This window comes from Photorhabdus akhurstii (genome assembly GCF_018448925.1).
Taxonomy (GTDB): domain Bacteria; phylum Pseudomonadota; class Gammaproteobacteria; order Enterobacterales; family Enterobacteriaceae; genus Photorhabdus; species Photorhabdus akhurstii.
Map to the genome: position 1 here is coordinate 52297 of NZ_RCWE01000003.1, position 20022 is coordinate 72318.

The window sequence follows — 20022 nt, forward strand, 5'->3', positions numbered from 1 at the left end:
ACCGCCTTAAAAGGGGCGGTGAAGCAAACATACATAGTGAAGAAGAAAACGTGAATACACAACAACTGGCGAAATTAAGAGCTTTCGTGCCTGAGATGAGAAAAGTCAGGCACATCCACTTTGTTGGCATTGGTGGTGCTGGCATGGGGGGGATCGCCGAAGTGTTGGCTAATGAAGGTTATCAGATTAGTGGATCTGATTTGGCGCCAAACCCGGTAACTCGGCAACTGACTAAGTTGGGCGCTCAGATTTATTTTAACCATCGCCCTGAAAATATACTGGACGCCAGTGTGGTTGTGGCTTCAAGCGCAATTCAGGCGGATAACCCGGAAATTGTTGCTGCTCGTGAGGCCCGAATTCCGGTTATTCGCAGAGCGGAGATGTTGGCGGAACTCATGCGCTATCGTCATGGTATTGCTATTGCCGGGACTCACGGTAAAACAACCACAACGGCGATGATTTCTAGCATCTATGCACAGGCTGGCTTAGATCCCACTTTTGTGAATGGTGGTTTGGTTAAAGCCGCGGGAACACATGCTCGTCTTGGCAGTAGCCGTTATTTAATTGCGGAAGCTGACGAAAGTGATGCCTCCTTCTTGCATTTGCAGCCGATGGTGGCGGTCATTACGAATATCGAAGCAGACCATATGGATACCTATCATGGTGACTTCGAAAACCTGAAACAGACGTTTATTAACTTCTTGCACAACTTACCGTTCTATGGGCGTGCAGTTATGTGCATTGATGATCCGGTTGTCAAAGAGTTAATTCCTCGTGTGGGGCGCTATATCACGACGTATGGTTTTAGTGAAGAAGCAGATGTCCGTATTACCCATTATGAGCAAAAAGGCGCTCAGGGATATTTTACTGTCAGTCGCCAAGATATGGCGGATCTGAAAGTCGTATTGAATGCGCCTGGTCGTCATAATGCGCTGAATGCCGCGGCGGCAGTGGCTGTTGCGACTGAAGAAGGGATTTCTGGCAGTGATATTTTGGCTGCGTTGGCAGGTTTTCAGGGAACTGGGCGCCGTTTTGATTTTTTGGGCGATTTTTCTCTGGAACGTGTTAACGGCAAAGATGGCAGTGCAATGTTGGTTGATGATTATGGTCATCATCCAACGGAAGTGGATGCAACCATTAAAGCCGCCCGTGCTGGCTGGCCGGATAAACGTATTGTGATGATATTTCAACCTCATCGTTATACCCGAACCCGTGATTTATACGATGACTTTGCCAATGTATTGAATCAGGTAGATGTATTGCTGATGTTGGACGTTTACTCTGCGGGTGAAGCGGTTATTCCGGGGGCAGATAGTCGTTCGTTGTGCCGTACTATCCGTAGTCGCGGTAAGTTAGATCCGATTTTGGTATCTGATCCGGCAAAGGTGACCGCTGCATTGGCACAGGTGCTGGATGGTAATGATTTAATTCTGGTTCAAGGGGCCGGCAATATAGGCAAAATAGCGCGTAATCTGGCTGAAACAAAATTACAGCCATCTTTGAATGAGGAAAAACACAATGGCTGAGAAAGTCGCGGTACTGTTGGGGGGAACTTCCGCTGAACGTGAAGTTTCGCTGTTATCGGGACACGCCGTGTTGGCTGGATTGAGAGAAGCAGGTATTGATGCTCATCCAGTTGATACAAAAGATTTTCCTGTGACTCAACTTAAAGAGGCCGGATTTGAGAAAGTCTTTATCGCGCTTCATGGGCGCGGTGGGGAAGATGGTACTTTGCAAGGTGTATTAGAATTTTTGCAGTTACCCTATACCGGTAGTGGCGTGATGGCCTCTGCATTGTCAATGGACAAATTGCGCACAAAACAGTTATGGCAAGGGATTGGATTGACTGTTTCGCCATATGTTTCAATGAATTCTCAGCAATTTGAACGATTGACGGATTTTCAACTCCAAGAATATGTAGCAGATTTAGGTCTGCCATTAATTGTTAAGCCAAGTCTGGAAGGTTCCAGTGTTGGTATGACTAAGGTTAATGAGATTTCGGAGTTGCGTGGCGCATTAGAGGCAGCGTTTCGTTATGACGTTGATTTACTGATAGAAAAGTGGTTGTACGGCCCGGAATACACGGTAGCTATCCTTGGTGATGCAGCTTTACCTTCTATTCGTATTCAACCCGCTGCTGTTTTTTATGATTATGATGCAAAATATCTGTCTGAAGAAACACAGTATTTTTGTCCAAGCGGCTTAAGTGATGAAAAAGAGCAGCAATTGGTAGAAATGGCGCTTAAAGCTTATCAATCAGTAGGATGTAGTGGTTGGGGACGGGTAGATATCATGATGGATAGTGATGGTGGTTTCTATCTGCTGGAGGTGAATACATCGCCAGGGATGACCGGTCACAGCTTGGTGCCGATGGCTGCGCGTCAGGCTGGATTAAGTTTTTCACAGTTGGTGGCAAAGATTTTGGAGTTGGCTGATTGATATGTCTCAAGCGGCCCTGAAAGTAAGGGGACGGGATAATGAAAATAGCAGTTCTCGTCCTAGTAACGGCTCTTACCTGGCAGGGCTTATCTTCTTCCTGATGGTAATTGGGACCATTATTTGGGGAGGTTGGGCCGTCCTTAACTGGATGAAAGATGCGAACAGATTGCCTATTTCAAAATTGGTGGTAACGGGTGAGCGTCACTACACTACCAACGATGATATCCGGCAGGCAATTTTGTCATTAGGGCAACCGGGAACTTTCATGACGCAGGATGTGAATATCATTCAGCAACAAATTGAACGGATGCCGTGGATAAGGCAAGTCACTGTTCGTAAACAGTGGCCTGATGAACTGAGAATTCATCTGGTAGAATATGTCCCTTATGTGCGCTGGAATGATACTCAGATGCTGGACGCCGAAGGTCAGGTATTCAGCATTCCGGCTGAATGGGAAGTTAAAGGGTATTTCCCGATGCTTTATGGCCCACAAGGCAATGAAAAAGAAGTACTTGATGGTTATCGAGCTATGGCTAAACTTCTCGCTGCCAATAAACTGAAATTAAAAGCGGCGGCAATGACGGCGCGTCGTTCCTGGCAATTGACGCTGGATAATGGTGTCCAGTTAAAGCTGGGAAGAATGGATACAACAGGCCGTATTAAACGTTTTATCGAGCTTTATCCGCTGTTACAGCAGAACACAGAGAAAAGGGTAGATTACGTGGATTTGCGTTATGACAGTGGCGCAGCGGTAGGTTGGGCGCCTTTACCTATTGGTGATCCTAATGCTCCGGCCAAAGGGCAATAAACAATTACTGGCAATAATTATATGAGGCAGGCAGAACAACGATGATCAAATCGACGGACAGAAAATTAGTAGTTGGCCTAGAAATTGGCACAGCAAAGGTATCTGCCCTTGTTGGTGAAATTCTGCCCGATGGTATGGTTAATATTATCGGGGTGGGAAGCTGTCCATCCCGCGGTATGGATAAAGGCGGTGTAAACGACCTGGAGTCGGTTGTTAAATGTGTACAGCGGGCTATCGATCAGGCTGAATTGATGGCAGATTGTCAAATTTCCTCTGTTTATCTGGCGTTATCTGGAAAACATATTAGTTGTCAGAATGAAATCGGGATGGTTCCTATTTCCGAAGAGGAGGTTACTCAGGAAGATGTAGACAATGTTGTTCATACTGCCAAATCAGTTCGTGTGCGTGATGAATACCGAATACTGCATGTTATTCCGCAAGAATATGCCATCGATTATCAGGAAGGCATTAAAAATCCGGTGGGACTTTCCGGTGTGCGTATGCAGGCGAAAGTTCACTTGATTACCTGTCATAATGATATGGCGAAAAATATTGCAAAAGCCGTTGAGCGCTGTGGTTTGAAAGTCGACCAGCTTATTTTTTCCGGGTTGGCCGCCAGCTATGCTGTTTTGACCGAAGACGAGCGTGAATTGGGCGTTTGCGTGGTAGATATCGGCGGCGGGACGATGGATATTGCGGTGTATACCGGCGGAGCGCTGCGTCATACCAAAGTTATCCCTTATGCCGGCAACGTTGTCACCAGTGATATTGCTTATGCCTTTGGTACGCCGCCAAGCGATGCAGAAACGATAAAAGTACGCCACGGTTGCGCACTAGGTTCGTTAGTCAGCAAAGATGAAAGTGTGGAAGTGCCAAGTGTCGGGGGACGTCCACCACGTAGCTTACAGCGTCAGACGTTGGCTGAGGTGATTGAGCCGCGTTACATCGAATTACTGAATTTAGTGAATGATGAAATCTTGCGATTGCAGGAACAGTTACGCCAGCAGGGGGTTAAACACCATCTGGCTGCGGGTATTGTCTTGACTGGTGGTGGCGCTCAGATTGATGGCTTGGCTGAATGTGCCCAGCGTGTGTTCCACGCTCAGGTGCGTATTGGTCAACCTCTTAATATTACTGGTCTGACGGACTATGCGCAGCAACCCTATTATTCAACAGCAGTGGGGTTGCTGCATTACGGGAAAGCCTCTCATCTTAATGGTGATGCGGATATTGAAAAACATGCTTCAGTGAGTCGCTGGTTTAAGAGAGTCAGTAGCTGGCTGAAAAAAGAGTTTTAATTTTATACAGAGGCTGCGTTTTCTTTAGCCTCGATATAAAGGCACAAAGCGGAGAGAAACTATATGTTTGAACCAATAGAATTAACCAATGACGCGGTGATTAAGGTCATCGGCGTCGGCGGTGGCGGCGGTAACGCTGTTGAGCACATGGTGCGTGAACGCATCGAAGGTGTTGAATTCTTTGCAGTAAATACGGATGCTCAGGCATTGCGTAAAACGGCTGTCGGCCAGACTATCCAGATTGGTAATGGTATTACTAAAGGTTTGGGAGCTGGGGCAAATCCGGAAGTTGGTCGTACTGCTGCTCAAGAAGATCGGGAGGCATTGCGCACCGCGCTTGATGGTGCGGATATGGTATTTATCGCTGCTGGTATGGGGGGAGGTACCGGTACTGGCGCAGCGCCTGTGGTAGCTGAAATTGCAAAAGAGCTTGGAATTCTGACTGTTGCTGTGGTGACTAAGCCTTTCAATTTCGAAGGTAAGAAACGCATGGCGTTTGCCGAACAAGGGATCACTGAATTGTCCAAGCATGTAGATTCATTGATTACTATCCCTAACGACAAACTGCTGAAAGTACTTGGTCGTGGCATTTCACTACTGGATGCTTTCGGCGCAGCTAATGACGTTTTGAAAGGCGCGGTTCAGGGCATCGCTGAATTGATCACGCGTCCAGGTCTGATGAATGTTGACTTTGCTGACGTGCGTACCGTGATGTCCGAAATGGGCTACGCCATGATGGGTTCCGGTATTGCACAGGGTGAAGATCGCGCAGAAGAGGCCGCTGAGATGGCGATTTCCAGTCCACTGCTGGAAGATATCGACTTGTCGGGTGCTCGTGGTGTTCTGGTTAACATTACTGCTGGCTTTGATCTGCGTTTGGATGAATTCGAAACAGTGGGTAACACGATCCGCGCATTTGCATCTGATAATGCAACCGTCGTGATCGGTACCTCTCTGGACCCAGACATGAACGATGAGTTGCGTGTGACTGTGGTTGCCACCGGTATTGGTATGGATAAACGTCCTGAAATTACGTTGGTTACCAATAAGTCTTCTCAGTCAAGTGTAATGGAACACCGTCATCAGCACATGTCTGGCGGTATGTCTTCATTGTCGGAAGAAAATAAACCAGCGGCAAAAGTGGTGAATGACCAGAGCGTACAAACTAGCAAGGAGCCCGATTATTTGGATATTCCTGCATTTTTACGTAAACAGGCCGATTAATAGCTAAAAAATTGGATTCTCCGCTTTTTGTGCTAAACTCCCCCGCCAACCATAGTGTATAGTGGTTGGCAGGATGGATAACATTGCGAGATAAAACGATGATCAAACAAAGGACACTTAAACGTATTGTTCAGGCGACTGGCGTCGGTTTACACACCGGTAAAAAAGTCACGCTAACAATGCGCCCAGCACCGGCTAATACCGGGGTCATCTATCGCCGCACTGACTTGAATCCACCGGTTGATTTTCCGGCAGATGCAAAATCCGTGCGTGATACTATGCTCTGTACTTGCCTGGTAAATGAGCATGACGTGCGAATCTCAACGGTTGAGCACCTGAATGCAGCGCTTGCGGGGTTAGGTATTGATAATATTATTATCGATGTTGACGCGCCAGAAATTCCTATTATGGATGGTAGCGCCAGCCCGTTTGTTTTCCTGCTGCTGGATGCGGGCATTGAAGAGCTGAACGTAGCTAAAAAATTCCTGCGTATTAAGGAAACTGTACGTGTGGAGGAGGGTGATAAGTGGGCGGAGATGACACCTTATAATGGTTTCAGTCTGGATTTCACTATTGATTTCAATCACCCTGCGATTGATTCAAGTTCTCAACGTTACTGTATGGATTTCTCGGCAGAAGCGTTTGTTCGTCAAATCAGTCGTGCACGTACATTTGGCTTTATGCGTGATATTGAATACTTACAATCTAAAGGCTTATGTTTAGGCGGCAGCTTTGATTGTGCGATTGTTGTTGATGACTATCGTGTACTGAATGAAGATGGCTTGCGTTTTGAAGACGAATTTGTCCGTCATAAAATGCTGGATGCAATTGGTGATCTGTTTATGTGTGGCTATAACATCATTGGCGCGTTTACTGCGTTCAAATCGGGTCATGCGTTGAACAATAAGCTATTGCAGGCAGTTCTGGCGCAAGAAAGTGCATGGGAACTGATCACTTTCGAAGATGAAGCTGAAATGCCATTGGCTTTTCGTGCTCCATCAACTGTAATGGCATAACTCTCTAGTGTGCTGAGAATAATTCAATGATATATCAGTGAGTTATGTTATCAGTGATTTTGTTCTCGCTGATGTTTTTTACTCAGCGCTAGCGCTTATTTTTTAGCTGTGCTGGCACTCTCTCCGGCTAGTGCAGCTAATCGCTCTAATTTTTCCTTCAATTTTTTTGGACTACGGTTCGCTAGTACTATTAATTCTTTCGCACTCTCTTGACTTAACTGACGTATCGGTAACGTTTTGTGATCATCGCTCATCGTTTTTGCGAAGCTCTGCGCACTATTGCCATGCTTAATCATAAGTGATGGGTTAATCCTGATGTCGATAGATGACAATGATGGTAGAATTTCGCTTCTTAGTGTAGAGAGCAGTGTTGGCAGCTCGTAACGTAATCTGGTCATCCAACTGGCGTTTCCTGCTTCCAGTACCAGAATTTGTTTGCGATAATTAGCGACCCGGCACCACGGATGTAATTGTGCGGGAAGCAAGCTGATAACGGCACGGTTAAGTTTTAACAAAGCGACGGCACGTTGCTGGATAACATGAAGCGGGCTTTTCTCAACGGCAGCGACGTCTTCAAAAAGAACATCTAATGATTGTGGGCGGCTATCGCGCATAATAACAGTAGCTCCGGTATGATGAAGGATTAATGGGTATTCTAAATCTTTGGCGACAATTTGGCAGACGTTATTTCTGGTCACATTTGTTATTAGGGGTGGTTGCGGCAAGTATTGGCGTTCCTACCATTTTAGCGGGTGCTGCCGATAATATTTCACAAGCTAATACCTCCCCTAGCCAGAGTTGGCAAAATCAGGCTTTATCAGCTTTTGATAACCTATTCTCATTGCAGAATGTTCAACATCAGCCTGCCAATGGCGTTAATTACTGGCAACAACATGCGGTACGCAATGTGATCAGGCAGCTTTCTTTTGTTTTTTCTGTTTCTCAACCTATGAACGATGAAACAACAAAACAAAGTATCCGGTTAAGTTCTGCCAGTATTCAGCAGCTTGTACTAGAAACTCTGAATGCACTATTAACTCAGAAACCTAAGCCACCTGAACCAGATCCAGATATACCATTCCTGAATATTGCATCACAATCTTCTTATACTCCGACGTTTTGGATTGCTAAAGCCCAAGGTATCCGTGCAGGTCCTACTGCTTATCTCTGAATCTTCGTTTTTTTACAAATTCCGAAATAATAAATAACTATTTGTTGGCTGCGAGATAACGGCCTTATCTGAGATGTAATTAACTATGCTGATTAAATTATTAACAAAGGTTTTTGGTAGTCGTAATGACCGTACACTGCGTCGTATGCGTAAAGTTGTTGATGTTATCAACCGCATGGAGCCAGAGTTTGAAAAGTTGTCTGATGACGAATTGAAGGGTAAAACCGCCGAATTTCGTACCCGTTTAGAAAAGGGGGAATCGCTGGAAAATTTGTTGCCTGAAGCATTTGCAACAGTACGTGAAGCGAGTAAGCGCGTGTTTGCCATGCGTCATTTCGACGTTCAGTTATTGGGGGGAATGGTTCTGAATGAACGTTGTATTGCTGAGATGCGTACTGGTGAAGGTAAAACACTGACCGCGACTTTGCCTGCTTATTTGAATGCATTAACAGGGCGTGGTGTTCACGTAGTCACAGTGAATGATTATCTGGCACAGCGCGACGCTGAAAATAACCGCCCACTGTTTGAATTTTTGGGATTGAGCGTTGGTATTAACCTGCCAGGTATGCCGGCACCTGTTAAACGCCAGGCATATGCGGCGGATATTACCTATGGTACTAACAACGAATATGGCTTTGATTATCTTCGTGACAACATGGCGTTTAGTCCGGAAGAGCGTGTGCAGCGCAAACTACATTATGCGCTAGTGGATGAAGTTGACTCCATTCTGATTGACGAAGCGCGGACGCCATTGATTATCTCTGGCCCCGCGGAAGATAGCTCTGAACTTTATATCAAAGTCAATAAGTTGATCCCTAAATTGATTCGTCAGGAAAAAGATGATTCAGAGACTTTCCAGGGAGAAGGTCACTTTTCTGTCGACGAAAAGTCCCGTCAGGTTAACTTGACGGAACGCGGTTTGGTTTTGATTGAACAATTATTGGCGGAAGCTAAATTGATGGAAGAAGGTGAATCCCTATATTCACCAACCAATATTATGCTAATGCACCATGTTACGGCTGCGTTACGTGCCCATGCGTTGTTTACCCGCGATGTTGACTATATCGTGAAAGAGGGTGAAGTCATTATTGTTGATGAACATACTGGCCGTACCATGCAGGGGCGTCGTTGGTCTGATGGATTGCATCAGGCTGTTGAAGCTAAAGAAGGTGTAGAAATTCAGAATGAGAACCAAACCCTGGCTTCTATCACTTTCCAAAACTACTTCCGGTTGTATGAAAAACTGGCGGGTATGACCGGTACAGCCGATACAGAAGCATTTGAATTTAGCTCTATTTATAAGCTCGATACCATTGTGGTGCCAACAAACCGCCCAATGATCCGTGATGATTTGCCGGATCTGGTTTATATGACCGAAGCTGAAAAAATTGAAGCTATCATTGAAGATATCCGCGAACGTACCGGTAAAGGGCAGCCTGTATTAGTGGGGACTATTTCTATTGAAAAGTCTGAACTGGTTTCTCATGAACTGACTAAAGCGGGTATCAAGCACAACGTACTTAACGCCAAGTTTCATGCAATGGAAGCGGATATTATTGCTCAGGCTGGTCAAGTGGGCGCGGTAACTATTGCGACTAACATGGCTGGTCGTGGTACAGATATTATGCTAGGCGGTAGTTGGCAGGCAGAAATTGCTAAACTGACAGAACCAACAGAAGCTCAGATTGAAGAGATTAAAGCTGCATGGCAGGAACGCCATGATATGGTTCTGGCCGCAGGCGGTTTGCATATTATCGGTACGGAACGTCATGAATCTCGTCGTATTGATAATCAGTTACGTGGGCGTTCCGGTCGTCAAGGGGATGCGGGATCGTCCCGTTTCTATTTATCAATGGAAGACTCACTGATGCGTATTTTCGCCTCTGATCGTGTCACCGGCATGATGCGTAAATTGGGTATGAAACCCGGTGAGGCAATTGAACATCCGTGGGTAACCAAAGCCATTGCCAATGCTCAACGTAAAGTGGAGAGCCGTAACTTCGATATACGTAAGCAATTGTTAGAGTACGATGATGTTGCTAACGATCAGCGTCGTGCTATTTATGCTCAACGTAACGATTTGCTGGATGTGAGTGATGTTAGTGAAACCATTAGCAGCATTCGTGAAGATGTATTTAAAGCAACCATTGATGCTTATATTCCCCCTCAATCTCTGGAAGAGATGTGGGATGTGGAAGGTTTGCAGCAACGTTTAATGACTGATTTCGATTTAGAGCTGCCGATCAAAGAGTGGTTGGATAAAGAGCCTGAACTACATGAAGAGACGTTGCGTGAGCGTATCCTTGAACAGGCTGTTGAAGTCTATAAACGTAAAGAAGAGATTGTTGGCATTGAAATGATGCGTAACTTCGAAAAAGGTATCATGTTGCAGACTCTGGATATGTTGTGGAAAGAGCATCTGGCAGCAATGGATTACCTACGTCAGGGTATCCATTTACGTGGTTATGCTCAGAAAGATCCAAAACAGGAATATAAACGTGAATCTTTCGCTATGTTTGCAAACATGCTGGAATCGCTGAAATATGAAGTGATTAGTACGTTGAGCAAAGTTCAAGTGAGATTGCCGGAAGAAGTAGAGGCATTGGAGCAACAGCGCCGGGCAGAAGCTGAACGTTTGGCAAGGCAACAGCAATTAAGCCATGAAGTTGAAAAAGGCGCATTGATGTCTACAACAGAAGCACAGATTGCCAGCGGCGCTCGTAAAGTAGGCCGTAATGATCCTTGTCCTTGTGGATCGGGTAAAAAATATAAACATTGCCACGGGCGCTTGCAGTAATGATGAAAAGGCGGGAAACCGCCTTTTTGCTGTTAGGTTTAAGCGAATAACGTTGGATGTAGCATTTGGTTATTGGTCGTTGATCAATTAAAACGAATATATAGATGAAGAAGTAAGAGTAATATGGAAAAGAAACACCTGCATATAGCCGCTGGGATCATTAGAAATACGCAACATGAAATTTTTATTACTCAGCGTCATGCTGATGCCCATATGGGTGGTTTCTGGGAATTCCCTGGCGGGAAAGTTGAGAAACAGGAAACCCCTGAACAGGCTTTAGTACGTGAGTTACAGGAAGAAATTGGTATTATTGTTACTCATTATGAGCTGGTAAAAACGGTTGAACATGATTTTCCTGACAGGTTGATTACCCTGTATTTCTTCTTGGTGGATGGATGGGAAAATGAACCTTTCGGTAAAGAAGGCCAACTTTCTCGGTGGGTATTACAGAAAGATTTAATTGCTGATGAATTCCCGCCAGCTAATCGCAGTATTGTTGCATTACTGACCGCTTGAATTGTTAATAGCCGCATTATAATAACGCGGCTATTTGTTATTGCTCAGGTTGTTCACTCCAATCATCGCTATCGGAGTTTTCACTTTGGCTTGGTATCCGTTTCTCTTCATTTGCCCACCCGCCTAAGTCAATTAATTGACAGCGCTTACTGCAAAATGGACGATATGGGCTTATTTCTCCCCAAACCACGGTTTTACCGCATGTTGGACATTCAATCGTTAATAACTCAGACATAATAACTTTCCTAATAATTGGTTCGTAATATTAGCAACGTGCTAATTCAAATGGTAAATGGGCAGGCACGAAGCCTTTTTCATTATCCAATGGTAAAAAACGGATAGCAAACCGGGTCTTATGACCGGAAATTTGAGGAAACAGTAAAGGTTTTAATGGCAAGCGTAACCTCAGTAAATCTGCGCCTTCTGCCGTATTCTGATGAAAACCGTTTTTACTGATTTCTGAACGAAAAATAGCGGATTGGCGGATGAGTTCTAAAATACTTTCTAGTGCTTGTTGGAGAGGTAGCAAACTATCAATCCAGAATGCGACCATTTTATCCCTTTCTGATTGCGGTAAATGAAGCCATAGATGCAGAGTGGGTAGATCAAAACCACAACAACCACTTGGAATACTGAGACGTTGGCGCACCATACTGATAATTTTATCTTCTTTCAGGGATTGTCCCAGCCGTGGTGCTTTACTTAATGCGATAGCTCGCTCTTTCAATTTCAATCTGAAACTATTGACGATATTAATATCAACATCGGGTATTTCAGCCCATTGCTTTAACTTTGCCTGTTGGCGTTCTAGTTCTTTTAGCAACTCTGAACGTACTTCCCCTCGTTCTAGCACTTCAAGTAACTCAGTCACTGTGCGGAAGAAGGCGAGGCTGCTTGCTAGTGAGTCTAAATGGCGTTGACTGGTGAGTTGTTGCAGAGAAGATTCAATTCTCAACCATGCCCGCATTTTTTCATTCAGTGGGTGTTCAAAAATGATTGTAGAAGTTGTGTCACTCATCATGATTATCCTGCCTGGCTGATCCAGCTAACCTTAAATATTGTTGATGTAGTTCGGCAACACGAGGAGCAATTGCCTGTACGTTATCATGATTTGAGATAATGTCATCGGCATAAGCCAGCCTCTCGCTACGGGATGCCTGGGCAGCTAAAATATTTTCAACCTGTTGGTTGCTAATACCATCACGAGTGGCTACCCGGCTGATTTGTAATTCAGGTGAAACGTCAACGACTAGAATCCGATCTGCCAGATGCCCCAAATTATTTTCGACTAATAATGGAACAACCCAAATAACATAAGGTGTGGTTATCTGTTTCAATTGCCGTTGGGTTTCTTGATGGATTAGAGGGTGAAGCAGTTGATTAACCCACTGTTTTTCTTGTTTGTTTGTGAATATTCTTTGGCGTAACAGTGCTCGGTTAAGGCTGCCATCGGGTATCAATATGTCATGACCAAAGTGTCCTGTGATGGCTTGTAGAGCAGGCGTTCCAGGAGCAACGACTTCTCTGGCAATAATATCTGCATCAACAAGAGGAACGCCAAGAGCTGCAAAAGCATTGGCGATAGTGGTTTTACCGCTGCCAATCCCACCTGTGAGTGCAATAATATAAGTCATCCTATCCCTTAATATTACTTGATACTATTTCGGGATTGTAACCGAAAGGAGGCAGATGACCTAGAGACAAAGCGATGGAATCGTTTTTACTTTAGGTGAGTATCGTACCTAGCTGAAAAATGGGTAAATACATTGCGAGCAATAGTGTACCGACAATAATTGCTATTATGACTATAAGTATTGGTTCTAATAACTGGGTCATATTATCAGAAATTTCCAATGCTTGTTGTTGGTACCAGTTAGCGAGATTTCCTAATAACAGTTCCAGATTGCCAGATTCTTCGCCAACACTGACAAACTGTTGACACAGAGCAGGAAAACAAGATTGCTGTTTCAGTGTTTCGCTCATTGGTATCCCTTGATTAATTTGAGCTCGTAAGAATTTAGTCGCTTGCAGAAATACCGGATGATTTATCGATGCAATCGCACTGTCTAACCCTGCGGTGAGTGTCAGGCCCGCTTTTTGTGTCATAAACAGGATATGGAAAAGTTGCCCTAATTGCTGGCAACTAATTAATTTTGCAATAACGGGTAAACGTAACATCAGATTTTTTTCACGAGTGATCCATATTGTATGACGTTGACGTAATTGTAGGTAAAATAGAAGCAGTATAATTAGTCCAATAACACCATAGCCACCATATTGAATTAGCCAGTTGGAAGTTATTAATAAACTACGAGTGAGCAGGGGAAGTTGTGCGTCAAATGAATGGTAAATATGTTCAAATTCGGGTAAAACAAAGATAAGCATCAATAAAATAATGATGCTGGCAACAATGATAATAATCAGAGGGTAACGCAATGCTTTTGCTATTTTCTTCTGTAATCTATCTTGTTGCTCCTGTTGTTTAACTAATAATTGACAGCAGACTTCTAATTGCCCGGTCAATTCGCCAACGGTAATAAGTTGACAAAATAAAGGAGGAAATAGAAATGGATAATCTTTTAATGAGGAGGAAAATGATTCTCCACGGGTAATTTTCTTGCTAATATCTAATAATACACAGTGCCATAGTGGATGATCGCATTCACGAATAAGAATATTGAGGCAATTTAGTAATGGCATTCCTGATGATAATAGTGTTGCCAATTGACGAATAAAATTCAGACGGTAAGCAACTTGTTGTTGATGATAAAATATCAATTTTTCACATTTTATATTATAAGGTTGTAATCCAGAATGAATAAGTTGCTGATATAAAGATTTTCGGTTATCACATAGTGATTTTCCTTTTGATATTTCGCCTTTGTTGTTCACTGCTTGCCAATTATAAAGATAATGAATTTTCATTATTATTTCTGACCTGTGACTTGATAAATTTCTTCTAATGTAGTGATGCCTTGTTCTACTAATAAAATACCTGATGAAAGTAAAGTATCTTTTCTTTGAGCTATAATGGTTTTTTGTACATTTTGGGAGTTATGTTCTGATAGTATTTGTTGAATATCATCTGTTATTTCTAAAAATTCATAAATAGCTGTTCGGCCATAATAACCGGAAAAACAATGCTCACAACCAACGGCCAGCCATTGCTTAATAAAGAGAGAATTATTTTCAGTATTAATAATAGTTTCTTCTGTTTGTTGTTTGCGGCAATGAAGACATAATTTTCTGACAAGCCGTTGGGCGATAATTAATTTGATACAAGAAGCAGCCATATAGCCTGAAATACCCAGATTTTGTAGGCGGGATAATGTATCTATGGTTGAATTAGTATGCAATGTAGAAAGAACCAAATGACCTGTTTGTGCCGCTTTTACTGAAATTTCGGCTGTTTCGCTATCACGTATTTCTCCCACCATAATGACATCAGGATCTTGGCGTAATAGTGCCCGTAATACTTTGGCAAAATTGAGATCAATTTTGCTGTTAGTTTGTGTCTGGTTAATACCGTTCAATGGGATCTCTACTGGGTCTTCTACACTGCAAATATTCTTTTTATTCTGATTCAGATATTGTAAACAGCTATATAAAGTCACGGTTTTTCCGCTACCTGTCGGGCCAGTGACTAAAATCATCCCCTGTGGTAACGCGAGTTTTTGTCGAAGCTGATTTAACAATAGATCAGGAATACCTAGTTGATCTAATGACAATTGTCGCATTGTATTTAATATCCTAAGTACAACTTTTTCTCCGTGTATTGTCGGCAAGGTCGCCATACGAATAGCATAGTTGTGTCGGGTATCAGACCAATCAAATTGTCCATCCTGAGGCAGCCGTTTTTCAGCTATATTCAATTTAGCCATTATCTTAAGGCGTGCGGCAATGCTTGCATTCATTTGAGGAGATGGCGAAGACAAGAGGTGTAATGCGCCATCAACCCGGATACGAATACGGTAACCTTGTTGGAATGGTTCAAAATGAATATCGGATGCACGCCGTTGTATTGCAGTTAATAAGGTTTGATTAATAAGTTGAATAACGGGCGCATCATTTTCATCTGTATTGGTATCAGCTATAAGTGGTAATAAGGCGGATTCTTCCTCTGGTACACGACTTAGTGAAATATTTTGATGTAATATTGATTCTATCCTTGCCAGTGGCCAAATTTCTACATTAACGATACGTCCTGAAATAAAGCGTAATGCTGATAATAAATCATCATTAGGTAATTCGTTACTGGCAATTGTTATCGCATTATCATCTTTTTTTATTACAACAGATTGGTGGCGTTGGCAAATATCATGAATTTCTCTTTCCATCAATGTATTTTCTGCCATTGAAAGTGAGCTCATTGTTGTTTCCTGTGTAAATATGTATTAATAAGAGTAATAAATTAAAATTCAAATATTTCCTGACAACGACTTTTTAATGAATTGTTTGTCGATTCACATTTAATACTCCATTTAATTGCACCTGTTTGTGTGTTTTTTGTCGGTTTTAATATAATACTGAGGTTTTTAAGACTCTTTTCACCGTTAATGGTAACTTCCCCATTTTTAACTGAAATGTTATCGATATATCTACTGTTATGTTCTTTTGGAATTGACATTGCTCCTGCATTGCAACCATTGAAATCTTCAGTTTCAAAACCGCAAAGTTCTATACCTGATTTATAAGGTACAATATTTTGTAGTATATCTGTTAAAGCGGCTTTCTGGATATATCCTTGATAACTAGGAATACCAATAGCACTTAAGATGGAAATGATAGCAATAGCAACCATAATCTCCATTAAAGTAAATCCTTGTTGTTGTTTCATATTTCTTCTCCGTGTTGTGGTATTGCGATATAGAGAATGAAGGAAAGAGAAAAAAATGAAATAGGATAGATGAAGGTTATGGAATTGACTCGAAAAAGAATTTCTGAATTGCAAGGTTTGCAAAAATATTTACGGTGGTGTTCGCAAATTTTCGATCTACCAATTGCCGATTTACACCACCATCAATATTATTATTGCTAATTACTGAAAGCGCATGGAGAGATCTAATGCTTTAATATGTTTGGTGAGTGCTCCAACAGAAATAAAATCAATGCCTGTTTCAGCATAGCTGCGCAGAGTATCCAGGGTGATATTGCCGGATACTTCTAAAGCGACTTTACCTGATGTGATTGCGACGGCTTCTTTCATCATTGGAATGGTAAAATTATCTAGCATAATAATATCAACATTAGCTTTTAGTGCCAGAATGAGTTCATCTAGCGTTTCTACTTCGACTTCAACAGGGACATCAGGATGAGAATAACGAGCTTTATCTACTGCCTGTTTAATAGATCCATTGGCAATAATATGGTTTTCTTTGATAAGGAAAGCGTCGAATAATCCAAGGCGGTGATTATTACCACCTCCGCAAAATACGGCATATTTTAGGGCTGTGCGTAATCCCGGTAGTGTTTTGCGCGTATCAAGTAATTGGGTTTTTAAACCGGCAAGACGATGAACATAATGACTGGTTTCCGTTGCAACGCCAGAGAGAGTCTGAATAAAGTTAAGAGCGGTGCGTTCACCGGTCAGTAATATCTGTGCTGGGCCTCGTAATATGCAAAGTTTTTGGTTGGCTGTAATTGTATCACTATCTTTGACTAACCATTCAATGGAGATTTGGTCGCCTAATTGAGTAAAAACTTCATTCAGCCATTGTTGTCCACAGAAAATACCATCTTCCCGAGTGATAATGACTGCGGTGGCTTGTTTATCTTCGGGAATTAATTGGCCGGTAATATCAGAGGTGAAATTTGTATTTCCGCCCAGATCTTCTTTTAGTGCGAGGGTTACACTGGCGGGAATGTCGTTCCGCAAATGTTCCATAAGAACAGCACGGCGCTGATCTGTATTGCAATTTTGTTTTGTCATTAAAAAGCTCCAGAGGTGATAACAATATTAATGGTCTTAACATGCTACCCTGTTGTGTAGTGAACAACTACTATCTTGGTTTTATCATCTGGATTTAAGAAGGAAAAAAATGTGGTTGCATGATGAATTGAGTTAGAAAAATTCTTTCACACGATTCGTGCCCACAGGGTGAGCAACTGCAACCAACAAAGAGGCAACTTGAAAGATGACGGGTATATTCATCGTATTAGTTTGTCTCCAGGAAAGCTTTGTTTGTACTGACACAATGACTTATAGGTAGATCCGGATATATAAAAGAACATATCACTGGCTATAATGATGTTGTTCTGGGAAGAAAAATTGATCTGGGACTTTATTTCGATTGGACACATTACCAGCAATTGTTACAGGAGCGGAAAGAATGACTCTCTTTATACTGTTGTTAGTGTTGGCGTGGGAACGGGTTTTTAAAATGGGTGACCATTGGCAATTGGAGCACCGTCTTGAGCCATTGTTTACCGATTTGAAGTCTTTTTCGTTATGGAAAAGCCTTTTAATGACGTTAGTAGTCATGATAATTACATGGGTATTGATTGAAATATTAAATGATTTTATGTTCGGCCTTTTTGAACTGGTTTTATGGGTGTTTATTTGTTTGCTGTGCATCGGAGCGGGGCGCTTACGGCATGATTATCGTGAATATTTTCGTACTGTTCATCAGGATAACAGGGAACAACAAAGAGAATATCTTACGCATTTCGCAATTATTCATGGTTTACCTTCTGATGCCAGCAAAGAGAATATGTTGCGAGAGATACAAAATGCGTTGCTGTGGATAAATTTTCGCTATTATCTGGCGCCGATTTTTTGGCTGATTGTGGCGGGTGAATTAGGGCCAGTTGCTTTAATGGGATATTGCTTCTTAAGGGCTTATCAGGGATGGTTGGCACAATATGGTACACCGGTTCAGAGAGCGCAATCTGGCGTTGATGGTTTGTTGCATTGGTTGGATTGGATCCCTGTTCGTCTGGCTGGCATTGCTTATGCTTTATTAGGGCATGGCGAGCGGGCTTTACCTGCGTGGTTTGCTTCTCTTAGTGATTTAAGAACTTCACAATATAAGGTGCTTTGTCAGCTTGCTCAATTTTCATTAAGTCGCGAACCCCATCTTGATTCAATTCAAACGCCTATTGCTGCGGTGATACTGGCGAAAAAAGTGACTTTCTCTGTCATCGTTGTCGTTGCCTTACTGACAATTTATGGGGCATTGGTTTGATGCGTTGGCTTAATGACTCTGATTGGTTCGGGTTTTATTCATCCCGTGTATGGAGTTGTTTGGCTTACCTTTAGCTATTAGAGCCGATTTATGCAGCGCCGACTGGCGCTGCAACAATTGCAACAACTAAGAAGAGGGTTCGATGAAGTCAATATCCGACCATACTGAAATAACCGCAACAGCTCGAGCTAGCCCTCCGGCGCCGTCAGTTTTCAACAGAACTGGTACAACAGAAACTTGTGTCGATGCCGTGTAGTTATCGTTCCTTTGTTTAACGTATCTTGCGTTCTTGAGTGATAAGGGGGTGTTGGCCGTATCAGTAAACATGAAGGCGACATCCTCTATTGAAGAGGCTAAGGCATTCTATTTCCCCGGAACAAATGGCCCATCGATCCGGTAGAGTAAGCGTGAATTTTGAAATACATCATCATCGCCGGAGCAGATGCTGCTTATCCCTATTTGCCTCTTTGATTATCACTGTCAGGTTGCCCGCACTCTCGGTGGTATAGAGGTCGGTGAACCGAAACGGCCCCGGTGCTACGGTGGTTTGATACACGATATTGCCATTCTAGAATACCGTCACCTGCGCATTGGAGTTCGCCACACCGGTTATCTCCGGGGCAGAACCGTGCTGACTGTCGGGTAACATCGCCTCCTCCGAAGCCAGTTTCATGCCCCGAAATGGGATACTGTAAAAAATATCGCCACCGGTATAGGTTTCACCCGCCGTGAACTCACTGCGCAGTGCTGGGATGTCACGTTGCAGGTAGGTATTGTTTACCTGCCATTGGGTCTGTGTCGGCGTGGAAAAACAGGAGGCGTCCTCGTGGCGCTGATGATTGTAACTGTAGGTTTGCGGGCTGCGCAGACGCCACAGTCCCAGATTCAGCCCATTACGAAAAGAAGCAAACAGATTACGAGAACGTGATCCTTCCCAGTTTCCCTGATTGTCATAATGCCTTTCCGAGCCATTGACGGTGTAGTTCATCAAAAAAGCCGGGATCTCAGGACCCCACAGTGACGGGTTAACCGTTCCAGAATAACGGGGCTGCATGGCGCTCTGAGGGACGCTGAGATCAAGACGTAAACGGACAAAATCCAATGTCGCGCGGGCGTGCGGGATCTGTTTCGTCAGCTCGGTGATGGGGCTGTCATCCGCTTTACCCTGAAAAGCCGGTAACTCGCGAGTATTGACCCCATACCTTTCCAGTTGTGCGACGGTGAATACCGGCTGGAGATGGCCGTTAACCAGCCTGAATTCAATCTCGCAGCTGTCCACCTTATTCTGGTTCATGTAGACATCCACCAGATAGCGCCCGGGTGCGACATATCTCGCGTTTTCATACGCCAAGAGATCGACATGACTGTGTTCACCATCAGCGCCCATTAGGAACATGGGATTAAAGTATTCCCGCGCCGAGGCGGGCAGGGTCGTTGCCGTCAGTGAACACAGCAGACATAGGTATACCGGACGGGGCCAGAAACCGCCCGGTTGACCGGGCGCGTGTTGGTTATCCTCCCGCAGTGCAGGCGGAAATGAAGTTTTTGTTGCCATAGCTCATCTCTGCT

The 20022-nt window shown here is 43.4% G+C and carries 18 protein-coding genes and 1 pseudogene; 10 read left to right on the forward strand and 9 right to left on the reverse strand.

The window, feature by feature from the left end; genetic code table 11:
* The first annotated feature begins 50 nt into the window (after window positions 1-50).
* The 6 genes from murC to lpxC all read left to right on the forward strand — a co-directional run bounded on the left by murC (window position 51) and on the right by lpxC (window position 6785).
* Window positions 51-1526 carry a UDP-N-acetylmuramate--L-alanine ligase gene (murC, locus tag EAE93_RS04900; protein WP_036777543.1) on the forward strand — a complete coding sequence of 492 codons (1476 nt, stop codon included), beginning with the start codon at window positions 51-53 and terminating at the stop codon, window positions 1524-1526.
* Window positions 1519-2439: a D-alanine--D-alanine ligase gene (locus EAE93_RS04905; protein WP_046395697.1), complete on the forward strand. Its 921-nt coding sequence runs from the start codon at window positions 1519-1521 to the stop codon at window positions 2437-2439. The genes murC and EAE93_RS04905 overlap by 8 nt, the downstream gene beginning before the upstream one ends.
* A gap of 1 nt (window position 2440) precedes the next feature.
* Window positions 2441-3247 carry a cell division protein FtsQ gene (gene ftsQ / locus EAE93_RS04910; protein ID WP_036777495.1) on the forward strand — a complete coding sequence of 269 codons (807 nt, stop codon included), beginning with the start codon at window positions 2441-2443 and terminating at the stop codon, window positions 3245-3247.
* A 41-nt stretch (window positions 3248-3288) separates the two neighbouring features.
* The gene (ftsA, locus tag EAE93_RS04915) at window positions 3289-4545 is read left to right on the forward strand and encodes a cell division protein FtsA (protein ID WP_036777496.1); all 1257 of its coding nucleotides are present in this window, start codon (window positions 3289-3291) and stop codon (window positions 4543-4545) included.
* 63 nt (window positions 4546-4608) lie between these two features.
* Window positions 4609-5769 carry a cell division protein FtsZ gene (gene ftsZ / locus EAE93_RS04920; protein WP_036810822.1) on the forward strand — a complete coding sequence of 387 codons (1161 nt, stop codon included), beginning with the start codon at window positions 4609-4611 and terminating at the stop codon, window positions 5767-5769.
* A gap of 98 nt (window positions 5770-5867) precedes the next feature.
* Complete coding sequence (gene lpxC, locus EAE93_RS04925; RefSeq protein ID WP_036777498.1) at window positions 5868-6785, forward strand: UDP-3-O-acyl-N-acetylglucosamine deacetylase; 918 nt, start codon at window positions 5868-5870, stop codon at window positions 6783-6785.
* Between the two features lie 95 nt (window positions 6786-6880).
* On the opposite strand, the gene EAE93_RS04930 is transcribed toward lpxC, so the two are convergent.
* Window positions 6881-7399, reverse strand: coding sequence for a DUF721 domain-containing protein (locus EAE93_RS04930; RefSeq protein WP_040153569.1), 519 nt, complete (start codon window positions 7397-7399; stop codon window positions 6881-6883).
* A 32-nt stretch (window positions 7400-7431) separates the two neighbouring features.
* Between EAE93_RS04930 and secM the strand changes: the two genes are divergently transcribed.
* The 3 genes from secM (at window position 7432) to mutT (ending at window position 11269) form a co-directional block, all read left to right on the forward strand.
* Entirely contained in the window at window positions 7432-7956 is a 525-nt protein-coding gene (secM, locus tag EAE93_RS04935; RefSeq protein WP_214039209.1) for a secA translation cis-regulator SecM, read from the forward strand.
* 85 nt (window positions 7957-8041) lie between these two features.
* On the forward strand, window positions 8042-10753 hold the full coding sequence (gene secA / locus EAE93_RS04940) for a preprotein translocase subunit SecA (protein WP_036810816.1): 2712 nt from the start codon (window positions 8042-8044) through the stop codon (window positions 10751-10753).
* Window positions 10754-10876: 123 nt separating this feature from the next.
* On the forward strand, window positions 10877-11269 hold the full coding sequence (mutT, locus tag EAE93_RS04945; protein WP_036777502.1) for an 8-oxo-dGTP diphosphatase MutT: 393 nt from the start codon (window positions 10877-10879) through the stop codon (window positions 11267-11269).
* A gap of 37 nt (window positions 11270-11306) precedes the next feature.
* Here the strand turns inward: mutT and yacG are convergent, their stop codons facing one another.
* The 7 genes from yacG to nadC all read right to left on the reverse strand — a co-directional run bounded on the left by yacG (window position 11307) and on the right by nadC (window position 17198).
* Window positions 11307-11504, reverse strand: a complete 198-nt coding sequence (gene yacG / locus EAE93_RS04950; protein ID WP_036777504.1) for a DNA gyrase inhibitor YacG — start codon at window positions 11502-11504, stop codon at window positions 11307-11309.
* Between the two features lie 30 nt (window positions 11505-11534).
* Window positions 11535-12287, reverse strand: coding sequence for a cell division protein ZapD (zapD, locus tag EAE93_RS04955; protein WP_036777506.1), 753 nt, complete (start codon window positions 12285-12287; stop codon window positions 11535-11537).
* On the reverse strand, window positions 12280-12903 hold the full coding sequence (gene coaE, locus EAE93_RS04960; RefSeq protein ID WP_214039210.1) for a dephospho-CoA kinase: 624 nt from the start codon (window positions 12901-12903) through the stop codon (window positions 12280-12282). Before coaE ends, zapD begins: the two co-directional genes overlap by 8 nt.
* 91 nt (window positions 12904-12994) lie before the next feature.
* Entirely contained in the window at window positions 12995-14194 is a 1200-nt protein-coding gene (hofC, locus tag EAE93_RS04965) for a protein transport protein HofC (RefSeq protein ID WP_214039211.1), read from the reverse strand.
* Window positions 14195-14196: 2 nt separating this feature from the next.
* Complete coding sequence (gene gspE / locus EAE93_RS04970; protein WP_214039212.1) at window positions 14197-15639, reverse strand: type II secretion system protein GspE; 1443 nt, start codon at window positions 15637-15639, stop codon at window positions 14197-14199.
* Window positions 15640-15680: 41 nt separating this feature from the next.
* Window positions 15681-16106: a prepilin peptidase-dependent pilin gene (ppdD, locus tag EAE93_RS04975; RefSeq protein ID WP_036810809.1), complete on the reverse strand. Its 426-nt coding sequence runs from the start codon at window positions 16104-16106 to the stop codon at window positions 15681-15683.
* A 201-nt stretch (window positions 16107-16307) separates the two neighbouring features.
* A complete protein-coding gene (nadC, locus tag EAE93_RS04980) occupies window positions 16308-17198 on the reverse strand; it encodes a carboxylating nicotinate-nucleotide diphosphorylase (RefSeq protein WP_214039213.1) in 891 nt (296 codons plus the stop codon).
* Between the two features lie 400 nt (window positions 17199-17598).
* On the opposite strand from nadC, the gene ampE reads away from it, so the two are divergent.
* Window positions 17599-18453 (forward strand): beta-lactamase regulator AmpE, encoded by an 855-nt coding sequence (ampE, locus tag EAE93_RS04985; protein WP_214039214.1) that lies wholly within the window; start codon window positions 17599-17601, stop codon window positions 18451-18453.
* Between the two features lie 427 nt (window positions 18454-18880).
* Here ampE and EAE93_RS04990 read toward each other — a convergent pair.
* Window positions 18881-20008, reverse strand: a pseudogene (locus EAE93_RS04990) (fimbria/pilus outer membrane usher protein).
* Window positions 20009-20022: the final 14 nt, after the last annotated feature.

Coding starts and splice junctions, on each gene's coding strand:
- EAE93_RS04930 (WP_040153569.1), bottom strand. CDS start 7,399: ATGCGCGATAGCCGCCCACAATCATTAGATGTTCTTTTTGAAGACGTC.
- ftsA (WP_036777496.1), top strand. CDS start 3,289: ATGATCAAATCGACGGACAGAAAATTAGTAGTTGGCCTAGAAATTGGC.
- lpxC (WP_036777498.1), top strand. CDS start 5,868: ATGATCAAACAAAGGACACTTAAACGTATTGTTCAGGCGACTGGCGTC.
- zapD (WP_036777506.1), bottom strand. CDS start 12,287: ATGAGTGACACAACTTCTACAATCATTTTTGAACACCCACTGAATGAA.
- ftsZ (WP_036810822.1), top strand. CDS start 4,609: ATGTTTGAACCAATAGAATTAACCAATGACGCGGTGATTAAGGTCATC.
- secM (WP_214039209.1), top strand. CDS start 7,432: ATGGGTATTCTAAATCTTTGGCGACAATTTGGCAGACGTTATTTCTGG.
- hofC (WP_214039211.1), bottom strand. CDS start 14,194: ATGAAAATTCATTATCTTTATAATTGGCAAGCAGTGAACAACAAAGGC.
- nadC (WP_214039213.1), bottom strand. CDS start 17,198: ATGACAAAACAAAATTGCAATACAGATCAGCGCCGTGCTGTTCTTATG.
- gspE (WP_214039212.1), bottom strand. CDS start 15,639: ATGAGCTCACTTTCAATGGCAGAAAATACATTGATGGAAAGAGAAATT.
- EAE93_RS04905 (WP_046395697.1), top strand. CDS start 1,519: ATGGCTGAGAAAGTCGCGGTACTGTTGGGGGGAACTTCCGCTGAACGT.
- ampE (WP_214039214.1), top strand. CDS start 17,599: ATGACTCTCTTTATACTGTTGTTAGTGTTGGCGTGGGAACGGGTTTTT.
- yacG (WP_036777504.1), bottom strand. CDS start 11,504: ATGTCTGAGTTATTAACGATTGAATGTCCAACATGCGGTAAAACCGTG.
- ppdD (WP_036810809.1), bottom strand. CDS start 16,106: ATGAAACAACAACAAGGATTTACTTTAATGGAGATTATGGTTGCTATT.
- mutT (WP_036777502.1), top strand. CDS start 10,877: ATGGAAAAGAAACACCTGCATATAGCCGCTGGGATCATTAGAAATACG.
- secA (WP_036810816.1), top strand. CDS start 8,042: ATGCTGATTAAATTATTAACAAAGGTTTTTGGTAGTCGTAATGACCGT.
- coaE (WP_214039210.1), bottom strand. CDS start 12,903: ATGACTTATATTATTGCACTCACAGGTGGGATTGGCAGCGGTAAAACC.
- ftsQ (WP_036777495.1), top strand. CDS start 2,441: ATGTCTCAAGCGGCCCTGAAAGTAAGGGGACGGGATAATGAAAATAGC.